Genomic DNA, 20,946 nt, shown 5'->3' with positions numbered 1-20,946 from the left:
ACATGGCCGACCTATCCCTGCGCAAGCGGATCGAAGCCGAACTCCGCCGCCGCGCCGCGTCCCTCCGCACCGAACACCCCCTCTCGTACGGGCAGCGCTCCATGTGGCTGCTCAACCGGATGGACCCGGACGGAGCCTCGTACAACATCTCCTTCGCGGCCCGCGTCGCGGGCCCCCTCGACCCCGCGGGCCTGCGCGACGCGCTGCGCTCACTGGCGGGCCGCCACGAGGCGCTGCGCACCACCTTCGCCGAACGCGAGGGGGACACACGGCAGATCGTGCACGGCTGGCTGGAGCCGGGCTGGGCCGAGACCGACGCCACCGGCTGGTCGCCGGAGCGGCTGCGGCAGGCCGTGCGCGCCTCCTACCGGCAGCCCTTCGACACGGTGAAGGGACCGCCGGTCCGGGCCGAGGTGTTCCGCACCGCCCCCGACCGGGCCGTACTGCTCCTCGTGATCCACCACCTGGTCGCGGACTTCCGCACCCTGGAGCTCCTGCTGGACGAACTGGGCACCCTCTACCTCGCCGAACGCGGCCGGGGCGAGGGCCGCCTGCCCGCCGGCAACACCCCGTACCACTCCTTCGTCACCTGGCAGCGCGACTACCTCGCGGACGAACGGGGACCGGGCGCCGCCGCCTACTGGCACGCGCGGCTCTCCGGGGAACTGGAGACCACCCGGTGGCCCGCCTTCCGCACCGACCCGCAGGCCGCGGCCGAGCCGGGAGCCTCCGAGTACTTCACCCTCGACGACGAACTCACCAAGCGGCTCGTGGCGTTCGCCCGGCAGGAGAACACCACCCCCTACATCGTGCAGCTGGCGGCGTTCCAGGCGCTGATCGCCCGCTACACCGGACAGGACGACGTCCTCGTCGGCGTGCCCGTCGCAGGGCGCACCGAACCGCGGTTCCTCGGCTGCGCCGGCTACTTCACCGACCCGGTGGTGCTCCGTGCCGACCTGAGCGGCGAGCAGTCCTTCGCCGGACTGGTCCGGCGGACCCGGACCACGGTCACCGAGGCGCTGGAGTACCAGGACTACCCCTTCGAGCGGCTGGTGCAGGAGCTGGCGCCGCGCCGCACCCCCGGCGTCAACCCGGTCTTCCAGAGCATGTTCGTGTACCAGAAGCCCGCGGTCTTCCCCGGCCTCGCGGCGCTCCACTGGGGCGACGAGGCGGGCGACCGGCCCCCGGTCCCCTGGGCGGACCTGGAGCTGAGCCCGTGGCGGCTGCCGCAGCAGGAGGGCCAGCTCGACCTCCAGCTGGAGATGGTCGAGGACGGCGAGCGCCTGCTGGGCACGCTCAAGTACCGCCCGGCGCTGTTCTCCGCGACGGCCATGCGCCGCCTGATCGAGAACTTCTCCGTCCTGCTCGGTGCCGCACTCGACGACCCGTCGCGCGCCGTGGCCCAGCTCCCGCTGGTCGCCGAGCCCGGGGCCCCGCGGGCCGCGGGCGCGGCGCCCGAACCGGTCGTCGCCGAAGACGACAGCCTTCTGCGGCGGTTCGAGGAATCCGCCCTCGCCCACGCCGACCGCGTCGCCGTGCGCTGCGGCGGGCGCGAACTGACCTACCGCGAGCTCGACGCCCTGGGCACCGCGTGGGCCGCCGCGCTGCGGGCGCACGGGGTGCGGCACGGCGACCGGGTGGCCCTCCTGATCGAACCGTCCGTCGAGACGCTCGTCGCGCTGATCGGCACCCTCAAGGCCGGGGCGGCCTACGTCCCGCTCGACCCTCACCACCCGCCGGCCCGGCTCGCGTTCCTCTTCGGCGACTGTGGCGCGTCCGTGGTCCTGACCACCCGGTCTCTCGCCGGCCTCCTCACACAGGCCGGCGAGAGCGTACGGGTCCTCCACGTGGACGGCGAGCCGCCCACCGCGAAGGAGCCCGGCGCGGCCACCGGCGCTCCGGTGCGCCCGACCGCCGGCGACCTGCTCTACACCGTCTACACCTCCGGCTCCACCGGCGTCCCCAAGGGCATCGACGTCGAGCACCGCAACGTCCTGAGCCTGGTGGAGGCGATGCGCGAGCACGTCACCCCGGACCCCGACGCCGTATGGACCCTGTTCCACTCCACCGCCTTCGACGTCTCCGTGTGGGAACTGTGGGGCTCCCTGCTCTCCGGTGCCCGCCTGGTCGTCGTCCCCGCCCACGTCGCCCGGGCCCCCGACGCCTTCCGCCGGCTGCTCGTCGACGAGGCGGTGACCCACCTCAACCAGACACCCTCCGCGCTCCACGGGCTCGCCTCCGAGGTGGCGGCCTCGGGCAGCGCCGGGCTGGTGCTCCGGCACACCTTCGCCTGCGGCGAACTGCTCCCCGCGGACCTCGCCCGCTCGGCCCTGCCCTGGTGCGGAACCCTCTGGAACCTGTACGGCCCCGCCGAGACCACCGTGTGCGTCACCGCCCACGACGTGCGCCCCGAGCACTGCACCGGCACGTCGGTGCCCGTCGGCACACCGCTCGCCAACGCCTCCGTCTACATCCTCGACGCCCGGCGCCGGCCGGTCCCGGCGGAGGTGCCCGGGGAGCTCTACATCGGCGGACAGGCGGTGGCCCGCGGCTACCTGGACCGGCCCGAGCTGCTCGCCGAGCGCTACCTCCCGGACCCGTTCGCGGGCGGCGGCGGTCGCATGTACCGCTCGGGCGACCTCGCCCGCGTCACCGCCGACGGACTCGTCGAGATCCTCGGCCGGGTCGACAACCAGGTGAAGATCAGCGGCTACCGCATCGAACTGGAGGAGATCGAGGCGGTCCTCGACCGGCAGGACGGCGTCGACCGCTCCATCGTCCTGGTGGAGGGCGACGGCAGCGGCGCCGGACGCCGGCTGACCGCATGCGTGGCGCCGGCGGACCCGGCGGCCCCACCCGCGGAGGCACAGCTGAGGACCCGCCTGCACGACGCCCTGCCGCCGTACATGGTCCCCACGTCCTTCGTGTTCGTGGACTCCATGCCCCTCAACCCCAACCAGAAGGTGGATCGGGGCGAACTGGCCCGCGGCGTGGCGGAGGCGCGGGCCCGGTCGGCCGCCACCCGCGGCAACGGCGAGGCGCCCGCCGGCGCCCGGCCCCCCGGCAACCGGTTCGAACAGGCCGTGGCCGCCGTCTGGCGCGACGTCCTGCGCCGGGACGACATCGGGGCCCTGGACAACTTCTTCGACATCGGCGGCACCTCGCTGCTCCTGCTCCAGGTACACCGGCGGCTGCTGGACATCCCCGAGGCGCGGCGGATCACCGTCTCCGAGCTCTTCGGCCACCCCTCCGTGGCCAGCCAGGCCGCCCGGCTGGCCCCGGCGGCGCAGCCGGGCGAGGGCCGGCCGGCGACGGAGGAGACCGACCGCGGCGGGCGGGACCGCGCCGCCCGCCGGCGGGCGGCCAACCGAGACGTGAACCGCGCGGCACTGCGCCGCGGCCACCGGGCCCGACGTACCGACACCGCCGGAGGCGAAGACGATGACTGAGCAGACGGACCACTCCGAGGCGTTCGAGGACGGTGCCGACGGCGTGCGTCCCGGCGACGTCGCCGTGATCGGGGTGCACGGCCGCTTCCCCGGCGCCCGCGACTGCGACGAGTTCTGGCGGCGGCTGAGCGCCGGCGACGACTGCGTGACGTTCCACACCGACGAGGAGCTGCGCGCCGCCGGCGTACCGGAGGCGCTGCTCGGCGACGAGCGGTACGTGCGCACCCGCGGCGGCCTCGACCACCCCTACGACTTCGACCACGAGTTCTTCGGCTACAGCGCCCGCGAGGGCGAGCTGATCGACCCTCAGCAGCGCCTCTTCCTGGAGACCGCCTGGGAACTGCTGGAGACGACCGGCTACGCCGGGGACCCGGACGGACAGCCCGTCGTCGGCGTGTTCGCCGGGTCGTCCATGAACACCTACCTCACCAACGTGCTGGGCCGGACCGTCGACCTGCTGTCGCTCGAAGGCACCGAGCTCATGCTCACCAACGACAAGGACTACCTGCCCACGCGGGTGTCCTACAAGCTCGGGCTCACCGGCCCGAGCGTCAACGTCCAGACCGGCTGCTCGACCTCGCTGGTCGCCGTCCACCTCGCCGTACAGAGCCTGGTGGCGGGGGAGTGCGACATCGCGCTGGCCGGCGGGGTGTCCGTGCACGTCGCCCCGCGGCCCGGCTACCTGTACCAGGACGGGCTGATGTTCTCGCCCGACGGCCGCTGCCGCCCCTTCGACGCGGAGGCCTCGGGCACGGCGTTCGGTGACGGGGTCGGCATCGCCGCGCTCAAGCGGCTGAGCGACGCGATCGAGGACGGCGACCGCATCCTCGCCGTGGTCAAGGGCACCGCCGTCAACAACGACGGCGCGCGCAAGGTCGGCTTCACCGCGCCCGGTACGGCCGGGCAGCGCGACGCGATCAGCGAGGCGCACGCCGTGGCCGAGGTCGACAGCCGCAGCATCGGCCTCCTCGAGGCCCACGGCACCGGGACCGCGCTCGGCGACCCGGTCGAATTCGCCGCACTGCGCGACGTGTTCGGCGCCGGCACACCGGACACCGCCTTCTGCGCCCTCGGCTCGGTCAAGGCCAACATCGGCCACCTGGCCGGCGCCGCCGGCATCGCGGGCTTCATCAAGGCGGTCCTCGCCCTCCACCACGGCAAGATCCCGCCCCATCCGCACTTCACCCGGCCGCTGCCCGAACTCGGCCTCGACGACAGCCCCTTCTACATCAACGACAAGCTGCTGGACTGGCCCGCCGTCCACGGCCCGCGCCGCGCCGGCGTCAGCTCCTTCGGCATGGGCGGCACCAACGCCCACGCGGTCCTGGAAGAGGCCCCGGCCATCGCGCCCCCGCCCCGGCCGGCCACGGAACTGCCCGAGCTCGTCCCGGTGAGCGCCACCACCCCGAAGGCGCTGAACACCGCCCTCACCGCGCTGGCCGACCGGCTCGAAGCCCCGGACGCCCCGCCGCTCGCGGACGTCGCCCACACCCTGCGCACCGGACGGCGCTCCTTCCCGCACCGGTACGCCGTGCGCGGCACGACCCACGGCCAGGTCGCGGCCCAGCTGCGGGCCGCCGCCGGGCTGCCCCACGACCGGGCCGCCGAGTTCGCCCCGCCCGTCACGCTCGTACTGGGCGGCGGCTGCACGCCGCTGGCCTGGCTCGCCCAGGACGGCGGCCCGGTGAGGGCCCGGCTGGACCGTGCCGAACGGCTGCTGACCGAGAGCGGCCTCACCCCGGAGCACGCCGCGGCCGTCGTGTCCGGCGCGCTCAGCGGGCGGCCCGAGCCCGGGCTGCGGGAGCTGTCCTCCTTCCTGTCCTCGTACACGCTGGCCGCCCTGTGGACCAGGTCCGGGCTCCGGCCCGGCTCGGTCGCCGGCGCCGGCACCGGGGAACTGGCCGCCGCCTGCGCCACCGGCGTGCTCCCGCTCGCCGGAGTCCTCGCCCGACTGGCCCTGCGCGCCGGGCCGCCGGACGCCGCCGGTGCGGGCGGCGGGCGGGGACAGCTCCCGGAGCTGCGGATCGGTCCCGGTTCGGTGCCCTTCTTCTCCGCCGTGCGCGGCCAGGAACTGGACCCCGCCGGCACCGACGCCCGGCACTGGACCGACGACGCCCTGACGGCCGGCACCCGCCTCGCCGAAGCCGTCGCCGCCGCCGACCCCGGGCCGGGGGGCGTGGTCCTCGCGATGGCCCCGGACGCCCACGAGACCGAGGCGATCCACGCCCACGGACGCCTCCAGAGCCGCCTCCTGGCGCTGCCCGGCACCGGGGCGGCCCCCGGCGACCTGCCCGCCCGGCTCCTCGACACCGCGGCGGCCCTGTGGTCGGCCGGCGCCGACGTGGACTGGTCGGAGTGGTGGGGCGGAACCCGGCGCCGCGTGCCGCTGCCCACCCACCCGCTGGACCGCCGGCGGCTCCTGCGCCAGCCCGACGCCCCGGCCGACACCGCGCCCCGCCGGGCGGAACGGCCCGAGGAATGGCTCCACACGGAGTCCTGGCAGCGCGCCGGCGCGGTCCGCACGGCCGTCCACGCCACCCCCGCCACCGGCTCGCCCTGGCTGCTCTTCGAGGACCGGTCGGGCCTCGGCGAACGCCTGCGCGCCGCCCTCGCCGCGCAGGGCGTCGAAGCGGTGTCCGTACGGGCCGGGGACCGCTACGAGCGCACCGGCCCGCACACCTACACCCTCGACCCGGCCGACGCCGACGGCTACCGCTCCCTGTTCACCCGGCTGGCGGAGCACGGCTCGCTGCCCGACCGGATCGTGCACCTCTGGTCGCTGGACGACGAGGCGGCCCCCGCCGGCGACGGCCGCCTGCCCACCCCCGAGCAGACCGAGCGGGCCCACCAGCGTGGCCTGTACGGCCTGCTGGACACCGCGGCGGCCCTCGGCCGGGCCAAGCGCACCGGAACCACCCGCCTCTCCGTCGTCGCCCGCCACCTCTTCGACGTCCTGGGCGGCGAGCCGCTCGCCCCGGCCACCTCCACCGTGACGGCGGCCGTCCGGGTGATCCCCCAGGAGTACGCCGGCATCAGCTGCGACGCCCTCGACCCGGGAGAGGGGCCGCTGGACGCCGGCACCCTGCTCGCCGAACTCGGCGCCGCGCCCGCGGCCGGCGACACCTTCGTCGCCCTGCGCAGGGGCCACCGCTGGACGCAGTCCTTCGCACGGATCGCCCCCGAGCGGGCGGCCGAAGGCCCCGTCGCCCTGAAGGACGGCGGTGTCTACCTGATCACCGGCGGCCTCGGCGCCATCGGGCTCGCCCTCGCCGGCCATCTCGCGCGGCGGTACGGCGCCCGGCTCGTCCTCACGGGACGTACGGCCGTGCCCGAACCGGACGCGTACGACCGCTGGCTCGCCGCCCACACCCCCGACCACCCGCAGTACGCCAGGGTCACCGCCCTGAGCGAACTCGCCCGGGACGCGGGCGGGGTGATGACCGCCGCCGCGGACGTCACCGACCGCACCGCCATGGCCGCGGTGGTGGCGGAGGCGACCCGCAGGTTCGGCCGGGTGGACGGCTGGTTCCACGCCGCCGGCGTCCCGCTCACCGACGCCGTCCAGTGGATCGGCGCCACCGGCCGGGACGACTGGCGCGCCACCCTCGCGCCCAAGGTCCTCGGCGCCCTCGTCCTGGAGGACGTGTTCGCCGGCCGGGAACCGGACTTCGGCTGCATGGTCTCCTCGCTGTCGTCGGTCGTCGGCGGCATGGGATACGCGGCGTACGCGGCCGCCAACACCTTCCTCGACACCCTGGCCCTCGGCCGCGAGCGCCGGCTCAGCGTCGACTGGGAGGGCTGGGACGTCCCCTCGGCCGAGGGCACGGACTCCGGCCCGGCCTCACCCGCCGCCGGCGGTGCGGCACGGCAGGAACTGCGCTCCCTCGCCCTGCGGCCGGACGAGGGCGTCGCCGCCTTCGACCTGGTGCTCCGGCACACCGCGGAGCGCCGGGTCGCGGTCTCCACCGTCGACCTCGACGCCCGCAGGCGCCGCTGGGCCGCGCCACTGGGCGACGCCCCGGACAGCGCCCCCGCGGCACCCGCCGCCGGCGCACCCGACCTCGGACCCGGGCTGGAGCGGCGGCTGGCCGAGGTCTGGGGCGACGTGCTGAGGACCGAGGTCGACCAGTACGACCGCAGCATCTTCGACATGGGCGGCGACTCGCTGCTCGTCGTCGAACTCGCGCTCAGGATCGAAGCGCGACTGGGCATCCCGCTGCAGGCCACCGATGTGCTGGCGGCACCCACCGTGGACCACCTCGCGGCCCGGATCCGGGCCGACGCGGGTGTCACGTCCGGCGGGGAGACCCCCGCCGACGACTCGATGGCGAAGGCGGAACAGCGGGCGGACCTGCGCTCCCGCAGGCGTTCCGCCCGCCGCGACAGCAGAAGGGACCGGGACGCGTGAGTGAGCACCCCAGTGTGGCGATCATCGGGATGGCCGGGCGCTTTCCCGGCGCCGACAGTGTGGAAGAGCTGTGGCGCGTGCTCGACGAGGGGCGGGAGACGGTACGCACCTACACCGACGCCGAGCTGATCCGAGCCGGTGTCGACCCGGACTCGCTCGCCCACCCGGACTACGTCAAGCGCGGCGCCCACCTGCGCGACGTCGAGTACTTCGACGCGTCCTTCTTCGGCTGCACCGGCCGCGAGGCCGAACTCACCGACCCGCAGCAGCGGATCTTCATGGAGATCTGCCACGAGGCGCTGGAACGCTCCGGGCACGGGCCCGGCACCTTCGACGGGCCCGTGGGCGTCGTGGCGGGCACCCGCCGCAGCGGCTACCAGGACCTTCTCGACCGTCCCGAGTACGACAACGTGACGGACTCGTTCGTCAAGGCGGGCAACGAGCCCGACGCGCTCGCCACCAAGGTCGCCTACCGGCTCGACTGCACCGGGCCGGCGCTGACCGTGCAGACCTACTGCTCCACCTCCCTGGTGGCGGTCCACCTGGCGTGCCAGCAACTGCTCGACGGCGAGTGCGACATCGCCCTCGCCGGCGGCGTCGCCCTGCGCCTGCCGCAGCACACCGGCTACCTCCACCGGGCGGGCGGCACGCTGTCGCCGGACGGCCGCTGCCGGTCCTTCGACGCCGACGGCAGGGGACTGATCTTCGGAGACGGCGCCGCCGTCGTCGTCCTGCGGCGCCTGGAGGACGCCCTGGAGGACGGGGACACCGTGCTGGGAGTCATCCGCGCCTCCGTGGTGAACAACGACGGCGCGCAGCGCGCCGGTTACACCGCGCCCGGCGTCGACGGCCAGGCGCGGGCGGTGCGCGAGGCCCTGGCCGCCGCTGACGTGAGCGCCGGGGACATCTCGTACGTGGAGACGCACGGCGCGGGGACGCCACTGGGCGACGGCGTCGAGTTCAAGGCGCTCACCCAGGCGTTCGGGACCGACCGGCGCGCCGTGTGCGCGATCGGCTCGGTCAAGTCCAACGTCGGCCACCTGGACTCGGCGTCGGGCGTCACCGCGCTCATCAAGACGGTGCTGGCACTCGGCCACCGCCGCATCCCCGCGAGCCTCCACTTCGACCGGCCCAACCCCGAGATCGATTTCCTCGGCAGCCCCTTCTTCGTCGCCGCGCAGGCGATGGAGTGGGAGCCCGTGCGGGGCCGCCGCATCGCCGGGGTGAACTCCCTCGGCATCGGCGGCACCAACGCGCACGTGATCGTGGAGGAGGCACCGGAGCCCGTCAGCGGTCCGACCGCCGGCGCCGAACACCTCTTCGTGTGGTCGGCCCGCAGCCCCGAGGCGCTCGACCTCGCCACCGACAACCTGCGCCGCTACCTGGAGGACCACCCCGAGGCCGCGCCCGCGGACGTGGCCCACACCCTCCAGAGCGGCCGCCAGTCCTACCGCTACCGGCGGATGCTGGTGGCGGCCGACGGGGAGGCGGCCGCGGCGGCCATCGCCGAGGGCCGCTACGGCGAGGGCGAGGCGGTCCCGTCCGGCGAGAGCCGGGTCACCGTTCCGTACGCCGGGACCGGACCGCTCGCCGAACTCGGCAGCCGCTGGCTCGCCGGCCGGACCGTCGCCTTCGACGCGCTGTACGCGGGGGAGACGCGCCGCCGGCTGCCCCTGCCCACCCATCCCATGATCCGCAAGCGCCACTGGCCCGACACCGGTCCGGTGGACGAGCCGGCCGTGACGGCGGCTCGGGCCGTGACGGCCGCCCGGCCCGAGCCCGCCGCGCCGGCCGCCGCACTTCCCCAGCCCGCCGCGCCGGTCGCCGAACGGTCCGAGCCGATGCCCGCAGACGAACCGACTGAGGACGACACCATGAAGGACCTTCTTCTCGCCGAGCTGCGGACCATCGTCGCCGCCCGCTTCAAGATGGAGCCGGACGACCTGGACGCCCACGTCCCCTTCCTGGAGATGGGCGCGGACTCGCTGCTGCTGCTGAGCATCCTCCAGCCACTGGAGGAGCGGTACGGCTGCAAACTGTCGATGCGTCAGTTCTTCCGGGAGTTCCAGACGCTGGACGAACTGGCCGACTACCTGGGCGAGAACGCGGACCCGCAGCGCCTGCCGGGCGCGGGTGGTGCCCAGCCCGCAGAGGCGGCCCCCGCCGCGCCCGCTGCCGCCGCCCCCGTGGCCGCGGCGCCGGCCCCCGCGCCCGCCGCTGCGCCGCCCGTTGCCGTGGCGCCCGCCCCCGTGGCGCCGGTCGTCCCCGCTCCGGCCGCGCCTGTGCCACCCGTCGCCGTACCGGTCGCACCCGTGCCCGCCGCGGCCCGGGACGCGGTGCCGGGCGCGCCCGTGTCGGTGATCGAGCGGATCGCGGCCGAGCAACTGAAATTGATGAGCCGTCAGCTGGATCTCCTCCAGGGCAGCCACACCGGCGCTCCCGCCGCGGCTGTCGCGCCCCCGGCCGAGCAGGCCCCTGCGGCTCCCGCGGCCGTCCCGGCTCCCGCGGCTCCCGCAGTCGTCCCGGCCCCTGCCCCGGCCGCCGGGGGCGCCGCACCCACCCCCAAGGTGCCGCTCGCGCCCCGGATGCGTGCCGCCGCCAACCTCCCGGCCGACACCGTGGCCCGCAAGGAGTACCTGGACGGCTTCATCAAGCGGTTCTCCGAGCGCACCCGCAAGTCCAAGGACTACGCGCAGAAGTTCCGCCCCGTGATCGCCGACAGCCGGTCCACCATCGGCTTCCGCATGTCCACCAAGGAACTGCTCTACCCCATCGTGGCCGAGCAGGGCCGCAAGGCCCGCCTGTGGGACCTCGACGGCAATGAGTACGTTGACCTCACCATGGGCTTCGGTGTCCACCTCTTCGGCCACCAGCACGAGCCGATCGTGAGCGCCCTGCGCGAGCGCATGGACGTCGGCTTCGGCCTCGGCCCGCGCACCGAGCTGGCCGAGGAGGTGGCCGCCTCCATCCTCGAACTGACGGGCATGGACCGCGTCGCCTTCGTCAACACGGGCAGCGAGGCCGTGATGAACGCGGTGCGGCTGGCCCGCGCCGCCACCGGGCGCGACAAGATCGTCATCTTCTCCACCAGCTACCACGGGCACTCCGACGGCGTGCTCGCCGCCCCGACCTGGGTCGACGGCGACCTGCGGACCAAGCCCATCGCCACCGGTGTCACCCAGCGCAGCATCGAGGACGTCTACGTCCTGGAGTTCGGCACGGAGGAGGCGCTCACCTTCATCGACCGCCACGGCAGCGAACTCGCCGCCGTCATGGTCGAGCCCGTCACCACGCGCCACCCCGGCGACCAGCAGCCCGAGTTCCTGCGGGCGCTGCGCCGCCTCACCCACAAGCACGGCGCCAAGCTGATCTTCGACGAGATGGTCACCGGCTTCCGCACCCACCCCGGCGGCATCCAGGGCCTGTACGACATCCAGGCCGACATCTGCACCTACGGCAAGGTCATCGGCGGCGGCCTGCCCCTCGGCGTGGTGGCCGGCCGGGGCGGCGTGATGGACGCCATCGACGGCGGTGTCTGGCACTTCGGGGACGACTCCTTCCCCACCGTCGAGTCCACCTTCTTCGGCGGTACGTTCTGCCAGCACCCGCTGTCGATGGTGGCGGCCAAGACCGTCCTCGACGAGCTGAAGGCGAAGGGCCCCGCCCTCCAGGCCGGCCTCGCCGAGAAGACCGCCCGCTTCACGGACGCCCTGAACGCTGACTTCAAGGCCCTCGAAGTCCCCATCACCGTCGACCGCTTCACGTCCCTGTTCCGGTTCGAGCACGACGCGAACATGGACCTGTTCTTCTACAACCTCCTGCACAAGGGCGTGTACATCTGGGAGTGGCGCTGCTGCTTCCTGTCCACGTCGCACGACGACGACGACCTGACCAGGGTCCGGCAGGCGATCAGCGACTCCGTCGGTGAACTGCGCGAGCACAAACTGCTTCCGCCGCTGAGCTCCGCGGCCTCCGGCGCCCCGCTCCCGGCCCTCGCGCCCGCGGCCTCCGCCCCCGCCGCCTCCGCGCCGGCCGGCACCCCCGCCGGGGCCGTCTCCTTTCCGGCGAGCCGAGCCCACAAGCAGCTCTGGGCATTGGCCAACCTCAACGACGGCGGCTCCCTCGCCTACAACCTGAACGCCGACTTCTGGCTCGACGGCCCGCTCGACGAGGCCGCCCTGCGCACCGCCGTCAGCGGGCTGCTCGCCCGCCACGAGTCGCTGCGCATGACCATGAGCGCCGACGGCGAGACCATCCTGGTGCGCGCCGCCGCCGACGTCCCGCTCGACGCGGTGCTCCACTTCGAGGAGGCCGCCGACGACGAGGCCCTCCGCACCCTCGCCGGCGAACTGGCCGGCCGCCACTTCGACCTGCTGAACGGCCCGCTGTTCCGGGTCACCGTGGTCCGCACCGCTCCCGAGCGCCACCTCCTGCACCTCTCCGTGCACCACCTGGCCGCCGACGGCTGGTCCACGGTGCCCGCGCTCGGCGACCTGGCCGCTCTCTACAACGCCGCCCGCACCGGCAGGGACGCCGGGCTCGCCCCCGTACCGCAGCTGCGCGACTTCCTGGCCCACCAGGCACGGACGGCCGCCGCTCCCGAGGCCGCCGACCACCGCCGCCACTGGGCGGACCTCACCCGGGACGCTCCCGAGATCGAGCTCCCGGCAGCCGCCCAGCACGCCCTGCCGACCTTCCGCAGCGAGCGCCGCACCATGCAGCTGGAGGGAGAGCTGCTGCAAACCCTCAGGCGGGAGGCCGCCGCCCAGGGCGTGACCGTCTTCGCCTACCTGGTCACCGCCTGGGGCGCGCTCCTGCAGCGCCTCCTCGACCAGCGCGACGTGATGCTCCTCGTCCCGTCGGCGGCGCGCACGCCGGAGTTCACGGACACCATCGGCTACTGCACCAACCTGCTGCCCCTGCGCTTCTCGGTCGACGGCGCCGCGCAGATCGGCACCGCCGTCGACGAGATCCAGGGCCAGATCCTCGACGCCATGGAACACGAGGCGCACCCGTTCGCGGAGACGGTCCACGCCCTGGACCGCGGCGCCGCCCGGCCCGGCCGCGCCGGCCGCGTCTTCCGCACCGTGCTGGCCTTCGACCGCGAGGTCACCCTGCCGGTGATGGACGGCCTGCGGATGACCGAGGCCGGGGTGACCCCCGTCCGGCACGCCATCTACCCGCTCACCGTCACCGTCACCGACACCGGCGCCGGGTACCGCTGCGACTTCGACACCCAGCTGGAGTCGCTCTCCGAGGCCGTCACCGAACAGCTGCCCGCGCTCTTCCGCAACCTCCTCGTCGAGATGACCGCCGACAGCGGCCAGTCGCTGTCCGCGCTCGACCTCCTCGACGCCGAGGAGCGGGCCCGGCTGCTGCGCTGGGGCCGCGGCCCGGAGACCGAGCTCGGTTCGCGCACCGTCGGCGAGCTGATCGAGGAGCAGACCGCCCGCACCCCCGACCGCACCGCCGTGGTGTGCGAGGACCGCGCCCTCACGTACGCCGAACTCGACGAGCGCGCCGGCGGGCTGGCCGCCGCCCTGCGCCGCCGGCTGGACATCGGCCCCGAGACCGTGGTCGGCATCCGGCTGCCCCGTTCCGAGGACTTCCTGGTGACGATCCTCGCGCTGTGGAAGTGCGGGGCCGCCTACGTTCCGCTGGAGCCCAGGCACCCGCTCCAGCGCCACGAGAAGGTGCTGCGCCTGAGCAACGCCGCCGCGGTCGTCTCCGAGGCCGCCCACGAGCCCGAGCGGCCCGAGGGCACGGTCACCTGGCTGCGCTTCTCCGAACTGCTCGCCGAGGCGTCGCGCGACCGCGACCCGGCCCCGGCCGCCCTGCCGCGCCCGATGGACGCGGCCGCGTACATCATGTTCTCCTCCGGCTCGACCGGCGAGCCCAAGGGCATCGTCATCGAGCAGCGGGCGATGCTCAACCACGTCCTCGCCAAGATCGAGGACTACCGCGTCGACGGCGAGGCCGTCCTCGCGCAGAACGCGCCCAGCTCCTTCGACATCTCCGTGTGGCAGTTCGTGGCACCGCTGCTCACCGGCGGCACCGTCCGCGTCTATCCCGACAGCGTCGTCGAGGACCCGGCCGCCTTCATCCGCCACATCGACCGCGACGGCGTCACGGTGCTGGAACTCGTCCCCAGCTACCTGGCGATGATGCTCGACGAGCTCGACCTCGGCGGCCGCGACGGCATGTTCGCCGCCCTGCACCACGTGGTCCTGCAGGCCGAGCCGCTCAAGCCCGCGCTCGTCGCCCGCTGGTACGAGCGGTTCCCCGGGATCGTGATGTCCAACGCCTACGGAGCCACCGAGACCGCCGACGACGTCCTGCACCCCGTCACCCCCGTACCGGACGGCGACCTCACGCCGACGGGGAAGCCCATCCGCAACGCCTCCGTCTACATCGTGGGCGACGACTTCCAGCTGCTGCCGCCGGGCGTGCGCGGCGAGCTGCTCGTCGCCGGCGTACCGGTCGGCCGCGGCTACCTCACCGACACCCCCACGGGTGCCCACGCCTTCCTCGACCACAACCCGGTCGAACCGGAGCGGCCCGGCCGGGTCTACCGCACCGGCGACATGGCCCGCTGGCGCGAGGACGGCCAGATAGAGATCCTCGGCCGCAACGACCACCAGGTGAAGGTCCGCGGCCAGCGGGTGGAACTGGGCGAGATCGAGCGCACGATGCACGCCCTGCCGCACGTCGCCGACGCCGTCGTCAAGGACTTCCCCGAGCCCGACGGAGGCGGTTCCCACCTCGTCGCCTACGTCGTCGCCGCACAGGGCACCGACCTCGTCCCCGAGCGGCTGCGCACCGACCTGCGCGCCCAGCTGCCCGACTACATGGTTCCCGCGCACATCGTGCTGATGGACGCCCTGCCGCTGAACGACAGCGGCAAGGTCGACCGCAAGGCACTGGAGGAGCCGCGCGCCCACACCGGACGCCGCCAGGCGGCCACCCCGCCCCGCCACCACGTGGACGAGGCCGTCCTGCGCTGCGCCCGCACCCTCTTCGGTCACTCCGACATCGGCATGGACGACGACTTCTTCGAGCTCGGCGGCAACTCCATCTCCGCCGTCCGGCTCATCCAGCTCGTCCGCGAGGCGTTCGGCATCGAACTGCCCGGCATCACCATCTTCGAGCGCCCGACCCTCCGGGAGTTCGCGGACGCCGTGGCCGCCCGGGTCTTCGACCCGCTGGCGCCCATCCCGCGCAGCCGGGACAAGGACGCCTACTGGGCGTCGGCGTCCGAGGAGCGGATGTACTTCCTGTGGACGCTGGACCCCGAGAGCCGGCTCTACAACATCCCCATGGCCTACATCGTCCGCGGCGGCGTGGAGCACGACCGGCTGCGCCGGGCCGTGAACGCCGTGGTGGCCAAGCACGACATCCTGCGCACCACCTTCCACATGGAGAACGGCCGGCTCCTCCAGCGGATCCCGCCCGCCGCCGACGTGGAGCTGTCCGACCTCGGCGTCACCGACGAGTCGCTGGAGGACCTGGTCGACGCCTGGGCCGAGCCCCACGATCTGCGCGTCGGCCCGCCGATCCGCGCCGGCCTCGCCAAGCGGCCCGGCCGCGAGGAGTACGTCGTCCTGCTCGACCTGCCGCACATCGTGCTCGACGAGGGCTCCATGGGCGTCCTCTTCCGCGACCTGTCCGCCGCCTACCGGGGCGAGACGCTGGAACCCGCGCAGCTGACCTACAAGGACTTCGCCGAGTGGGAGCAGCTCTACCGCACCTCCCAGGCCTACGCCGGCGACCGCGCCTACTGGCTGGAGCGGTTCCAGAACCCGCCGAGCCCCGTGGCCTTCCCGCTGCGGCCCCGCCCGGCGGTGCTGGAGATGAAGGGCCGGAGGCACTCCTTCTCCCTGGGCACCGACCTGACCGCCCGGCTCCGCGAACACTGCAAGACCCACCGCGTCACGCCGTACATGGTGCTGCTGAGCGCCTTCAACCTGCTCCTGTCCAAGTACACCGGCCAGGAGGAGCTGGTGGTCGGCACGCCGGTCGACGGCCGTTACCACCCTGCGTGCGCCGACATCATCGGCATGTTCGGCAACTCGCTCCCGCTGCGCACCACCCCCGCTGCGGGCAAGACCTTCGGCGAGTACGTCGGTGAGGTCCGCTCCGCCGTCATCGACGGGCTCCAGCACCAGGCCTACCCGTTCGAGGAGCTGGTCCGCGAGCTGAACCTGCCGCGCGACCCCAGCCGCAACCCGCTCTTCGACTTCATGTTCGTCTTCACCGACCTGGCCGAGTCCTGGTTCGAGATGGACGGTGCCATCGGCACCCCGGAACCGGTCAGCATCGGCGTCGCCAAGATGGACATGACGTTCTCCGCCTACGAGCGCGAGGACTCCGTCGAGGTCATCCAGGAGTACGCGGTCGACGTCTTCGACGAGGACACCATCGAGCAGATGGGCCGCCACTACACCCGGCTGCTGGAGCAGGCCCTGGCCGCCCCGGACGCCCCGATGGCCGAGCACCGGCTGATCACCGACGAGGAGCGGGCCGAGCTCACCACCGGCACGGCGGGCCCCGCGGCGGACTTCCCCGACCGCACCGAAGGCCCCACCCTGCACGCCCTGTTCGAGGCCGCGGCCGACCGCTCCCCGGAGCGCACCGCCGTCGTCAGCGGCGGCGTCCGGCTCACCTACGCCGCACTCGACGAGCGGGCCAACCGCCTCGCCCACCTGATGCGCGCCGAAGGCGGCGTGCGGCGCGAGCAGCCCGTCGGCATCCTCCTCGACTCGGCGCACGACACCGTCACCGCGATGCTCGCCGTGCTGAAGTCCGGCGGCGCCTACGTGCCGTTCGACCGGTCCACGCCGCTCGCCCGCGTGACCGAGCTGCTCGGCTCCGCCGGGGCGGGTGTGCTCATCAGCGACCTCGCCGACGCGTCCGCCCTGCCCGACGGGCTCGCGCTCATCACCCCCGACGACGCCCGGATCGCCGGGCAGAGCGCGGAGCGCCCCGAGCCGGTGGGCGGCCCCGCAGACCTCGCGTACATCATGTTCACCTCCGGCTCCACCGGCCGGCCCAAAGGTGTCCTCGTCGAGCACGCCGGCCTGCGCCGCATCACGCTGAACCCGCGGTACGTGCCCGTCCGGGAGGGCCAGAAGGTCCTCCAGGCCACCAGCTGGGGCTTCGACGTCTCCGCGGCCAGCATGTACACCGCCCTCCTGGGCGGCGCGACGCTGGTCTGCCCCTCGCACGAGGAACTGCTGGACCGGGAAAGCCTGCACCGGCTCGTCAAGGCCGAGGAGGTCGGCCTGGCGTTCTTCAGCACCGGCCACTTCCACCTGCTGGCCGACCTGGCGCCCGAGTGCCTCGACCCCATCGGCACCCTGGTGGTGGCCGGTGAACGGCTCTCGGCCGACCACGCCCGCCGGATCGTGGAGCGCTGCGGCCCCGGCCGGCTGATCAACGCCTACGGCCCCACCGAGGGCACCGTCTACGCCACGGCCCACCGTGTCGACACGGTCGAGGAGGACGCGGTCTCCGTCCCGATCGGCACGCCCGTCGACGACACCCGCGTGTATCTGCTGATGCCGCACGGCGAACCGGCACCCGACGGCATCGCGGGCGAGCTGTGCATCGCCGGAAACGGCGTGGCGCGCGGCTACCTCGGCGCCGAGGACGCCGCGGACGGGCCGTTCCGGCCCGACCCGTTCGTCGCGGGCGAGCGCATGTACCGCACGGGCGACCTGGCCCGCCGGCTCCCCGGCGGAGCACTGGAGTTCATGGGCCGCACCGACGACCAGCTCAAGATCCGCGGCTTCCGCGTGGAACCCGCCGAGATCGAGGAGGCGCTGCGCGGCTGCCCCGGTGTCACCGACGCCCGGGTCGTCGCCCGCGCCGCGGACGGCGAGACGCGGCTGTGCGCCTACCTGGTGTCCGGCGACGAGTCGGTCGCCGAGGCCGCCCGCGCCCACCTGCGTGACCGGCTGCCGTCCTACCTCCAGCCGCACGCCTACGTGGTCCTGGAGCGGCTCCCGCTGAACGCCAGCGGCAAGCTCGACCGGGGCGCCCTGCCGCTCCCCACTCCCGCGGAGCAGCCCCACGCCGCCCCGGCGACCGGGCCGGCGGAGGCCAGGACGCAGACCCAGCGCAAGGTGCTCGACATCTGGGCCCGTTCGCTGGCCACGGACGCCCCGGGCCTCGACGACAACTTCTTCGAGGCGGGCGGTCACTCCCTCAAGGCCGTGGCCCTCATGGCCGAGGTGCGTGAGGCGTTCGGTGTCGAGGTCCGGCTGATGGACTTCTTCCCGACGCCGACCGCCCGCGGTCTGGCCGAGCACATCGACAACCTGAGGTGGCTCGAGACCGGTGGCGCCACCGCCGCCGCGGAGGGCGACCACGAGGAGTTCTACATCTGATGAGGGGCACCTCGAACGTGGATCTCGCCCGGCTGATGTCGCGGCTGCGCTCCGCGGGCGTCCAGCTGCGGGCCGACAACGGCCGGCTCGTACTGGACGCCCCCCGGGGCAGCGTGGACGACGCCCTGCTCGCCCTCGTACGGGAGCACAAGCAGGACCTGCTGCGGATGGTGACCGAGGCCGGGGCGGGAACGGCGCGCGGGGCCGTCTCCCGCATCCCGCCCGCCCCGCCCGCCGCCTCGTACCCGCTCTCCCACGGGCAGCAGCGGCTCTACTACACCCAGCTGCTCTACCCCGAGTCCGTCACCTACCAGATCCTGGACGTGGTGCGGCTGGACGGGCCGGTGGACCCCGCGCACATCGAGGGCGCCCTCAACGCCCTGATCCGTCGGCACGAAGGCTTCCGCACGAGCTTCGACCTGGACGGCGAGGAGCCCGCGGCCACCGTCCACGAGGAGGTGCGCCTGCGGCTGGAGCACGTGCGCGACCCCGCGTTCCGTCCCGAGGAGAACGGGGACACCGGGGACTTCGTCCGCCCCTTCGACCTGGAACGCCCGCCGCTGCTGCGGGCCCGCCTCGTGGAAGTCCGCGCCGACCTGCACTACCTCCTCACCGACAAGCACCACCTGGTCTTCGACGCCGCGTCCCGGCCCGTCTTCGCCCGCGACTTCGTCCGCGCCCACCGCGGCGAGCCCCTCGAAGCCCTCGGCCCCGGCTACAAGGACTTCGCCGTCCGGCAGAGCCGGCTGGACGGACCGGACCTGCGCCGTGCGGGCGAGTACTGGGACGGTGTCTTCGCCTCCGACGCGCGCGTGGACCTCGCTCCCGCCCAGCTCCACCCGGAGCTGTTCGGAACCGACTCCCGCCGCGCCTACGTGGAGTTCGGGGCGGCGCGGACGGCCGCCCTGCGCGCCTTCTGCCGGTCGCAGGGGCTGACGACCGCCATGTTCCTGCAGGCCGTGTACCACCTGGCCGTGCACCGGTTCACCGGCCAGGGCGAGGTCGTGATCGGCTTCCCCGTCGACGTACGGGCCGACGCCGGCCTCGACGACGAGGTGGGGCTCTTCGTCAACACGGTCCCGGTGCGCAGCTTCCCCGAACCGGCCCTGCCCTTCACCGCCTTCGCCAAGTCCGTGCGCGACGGCATCCTCGCCGGTCTCGACCACAGCCAGTACCCTTACGACGCGATCGTGGAGCGGGCCTCGGCCCGGCGCAACGTCAGCGAGGACCCCCTCGTCGACGGCTTCTTCAACATGGTCACGGCCGATCCCGCGGCCCCGGGCCCCTGGGCGGACGGCGGCTTCACCGGGGTGGCGGGCGACCCGCGCGCCGCCCTGCCCGAGCTGCCCTGCCTCACCTGCCGGCTGGACCTCACCCTGAGCGTCCTGGAGGCCCCGGACGGCCTGCGTCTGGAACTGGACTGCACCACCGCCCTGCTGGAGCAGCGGACGGTCGAACGGATCGTCGGGGACCTGGCCTTCCTCATCGACACGGTCACCGAGGCCCCCGACACTCCCCTCGGCGCGCTCGCCAGGCCCCCGGAGGCCGCCACGTGATCACTGCCAACCCCCTCGACCTCCACTTCCCCGACGTCTTCTTCGACCTCACCGGCTTCACAACGGCCCGGCGGACCCTGCTGAAGCTGGAAGGCTTCAACATCACCGGCTCGATCAAGCTGAAGTCGGCCCTGTTCATGGTGGATCTGCTGGAGCGGGAGGGGCGGCTCTTCCCCGGACGGTCGACGATCGTCGAATCCTCCTCGGGCAATCTCGGCGTCGCCCTCGCCCTGATCTGCCGGATGCGCGGCTACGGGTTCATCTGCGTCATGGACCCCAACGCCTCGCCCGCGAACGTCAAGGCGATCCGGGCGTACGGCGGGCGGATCGAGACCGTCACCGCCAAGGACTCCCAGGGCGGCTACCTGCGCACCAGGCTCGACCTGGTGCGCAGGCTCGTCGGCGCCGACGGGGACCGCGTCTGGCTCAACCAGTACGCCAACCAGGCCAACGTGGCCGCGCACGCCGAGTGGACGGCGGACGACATCCTGCGGTCCGTGCCCGACGTGACCCATCTGTACGTCGGCACCGGCACCACCGGAACCATGATGGGCATCGCCCGGAGGTTCGCCGAGCGGTCGCCCAAGACCGAACTCGTCGCCGTCGAACCGGAGGGCTCGGTCACCTTCGGCACCGGCCGGCCCGGCCGCCGCACCCTCCCGGGCGTCGGCACCAGCCGGCCCCCGGAGATCGCGGACGCCACCCGCGTCCACCGCATCGTGCACATCGCCGAGCGGGACGCGGTCCGCCGCTGCCACCAGGTCCTGTCCGAGCGCGGGCTGCTCGTCGGCTGCTCGACCGGCCACGTCCTGCACGCCATCACCCAGGACGCCGACACCTTCCAGGAGACCAGCGTCGTGGTGGGCGTCTCCGCGGACCTCGGCGACAAGTACCTGGACACGGTGTACGACCCGCAATGGCTGGCCGGCAACTTCCCCGACCTCGCCGGCCCCGACCTCGCCGGCCCCGAACCCGCCGGCCCCGAACCCGCCGGCCCGGAGCCCGGGGGCCCCGGCCTGCCGGCCCCGGGCCTCCCGGGCCCGCCGCTGTGCGGCCCCCTCCGGGAAGTCCTGGAGGCCCGGCGGCCCGAGCACCGCACCGCGGCGGCCCCCGCCGCGCACGACCCCGTTCCATGGATGGAGTGA

5 protein-coding genes are annotated in these 20,946 nt (G+C 74.0%); all 5 read left to right on the top strand.

Annotated elements, in window-relative coordinates:
* Positions 1–2: 2 nt before the first annotated feature.
* Genes ACY34K_RS12855 through ACY34K_RS12835 form a run of 5 tightly spaced genes read left to right on the top strand, consistent with a single transcriptional unit; the run spans position 3 to position 20,946 of the window.
* The gene (locus ACY34K_RS12855; RefSeq protein WP_462746391.1) at positions 3–3,449 is read left to right on the top strand and encodes a non-ribosomal peptide synthetase; all 3,447 of its coding nucleotides are present in this window, start codon (positions 3–5) and stop codon (positions 3,447–3,449) included.
* Positions 3,442–7,857 carry a type I polyketide synthase gene (locus tag ACY34K_RS12850; protein WP_462746390.1) on the top strand — a complete coding sequence of 1,472 codons (4,416 nt, stop codon included), beginning with the start codon at positions 3,442–3,444 and terminating at the stop codon, positions 7,855–7,857. The genes ACY34K_RS12855 and ACY34K_RS12850 overlap by 8 nt, the downstream gene beginning before the upstream one ends.
* Positions 7,854–18,245 carry an amino acid adenylation domain-containing protein gene (locus ACY34K_RS12845; RefSeq protein WP_462746389.1) on the top strand — a complete coding sequence of 3,464 codons (10,392 nt, stop codon included), beginning with the start codon at positions 7,854–7,856 and terminating at the stop codon, positions 18,243–18,245. The genes ACY34K_RS12850 and ACY34K_RS12845 overlap by 4 nt, the downstream gene beginning before the upstream one ends.
* Positions 18,245–19,801: a condensation domain-containing protein gene (locus ACY34K_RS12840; protein ID WP_462746388.1), complete on the top strand. Its 1,557-nt coding sequence runs from the start codon at positions 18,245–18,247 to the stop codon at positions 19,799–19,801. Before ACY34K_RS12845 ends, ACY34K_RS12840 begins: the two co-directional genes overlap by 1 nt.
* Positions 19,798–20,946, top strand: a complete 1,149-nt coding sequence (locus ACY34K_RS12835) for a pyridoxal-phosphate dependent enzyme (RefSeq protein WP_462746387.1) — start codon at positions 19,798–19,800, stop codon at positions 20,944–20,946. Before ACY34K_RS12840 ends, ACY34K_RS12835 begins: the two co-directional genes overlap by 4 nt.

It is taken from the genome of Streptomyces sp. STAM6 (assembly GCF_054963715.1).
This window is presented reverse-complemented; position numbering and strand designations above follow the sequence as displayed.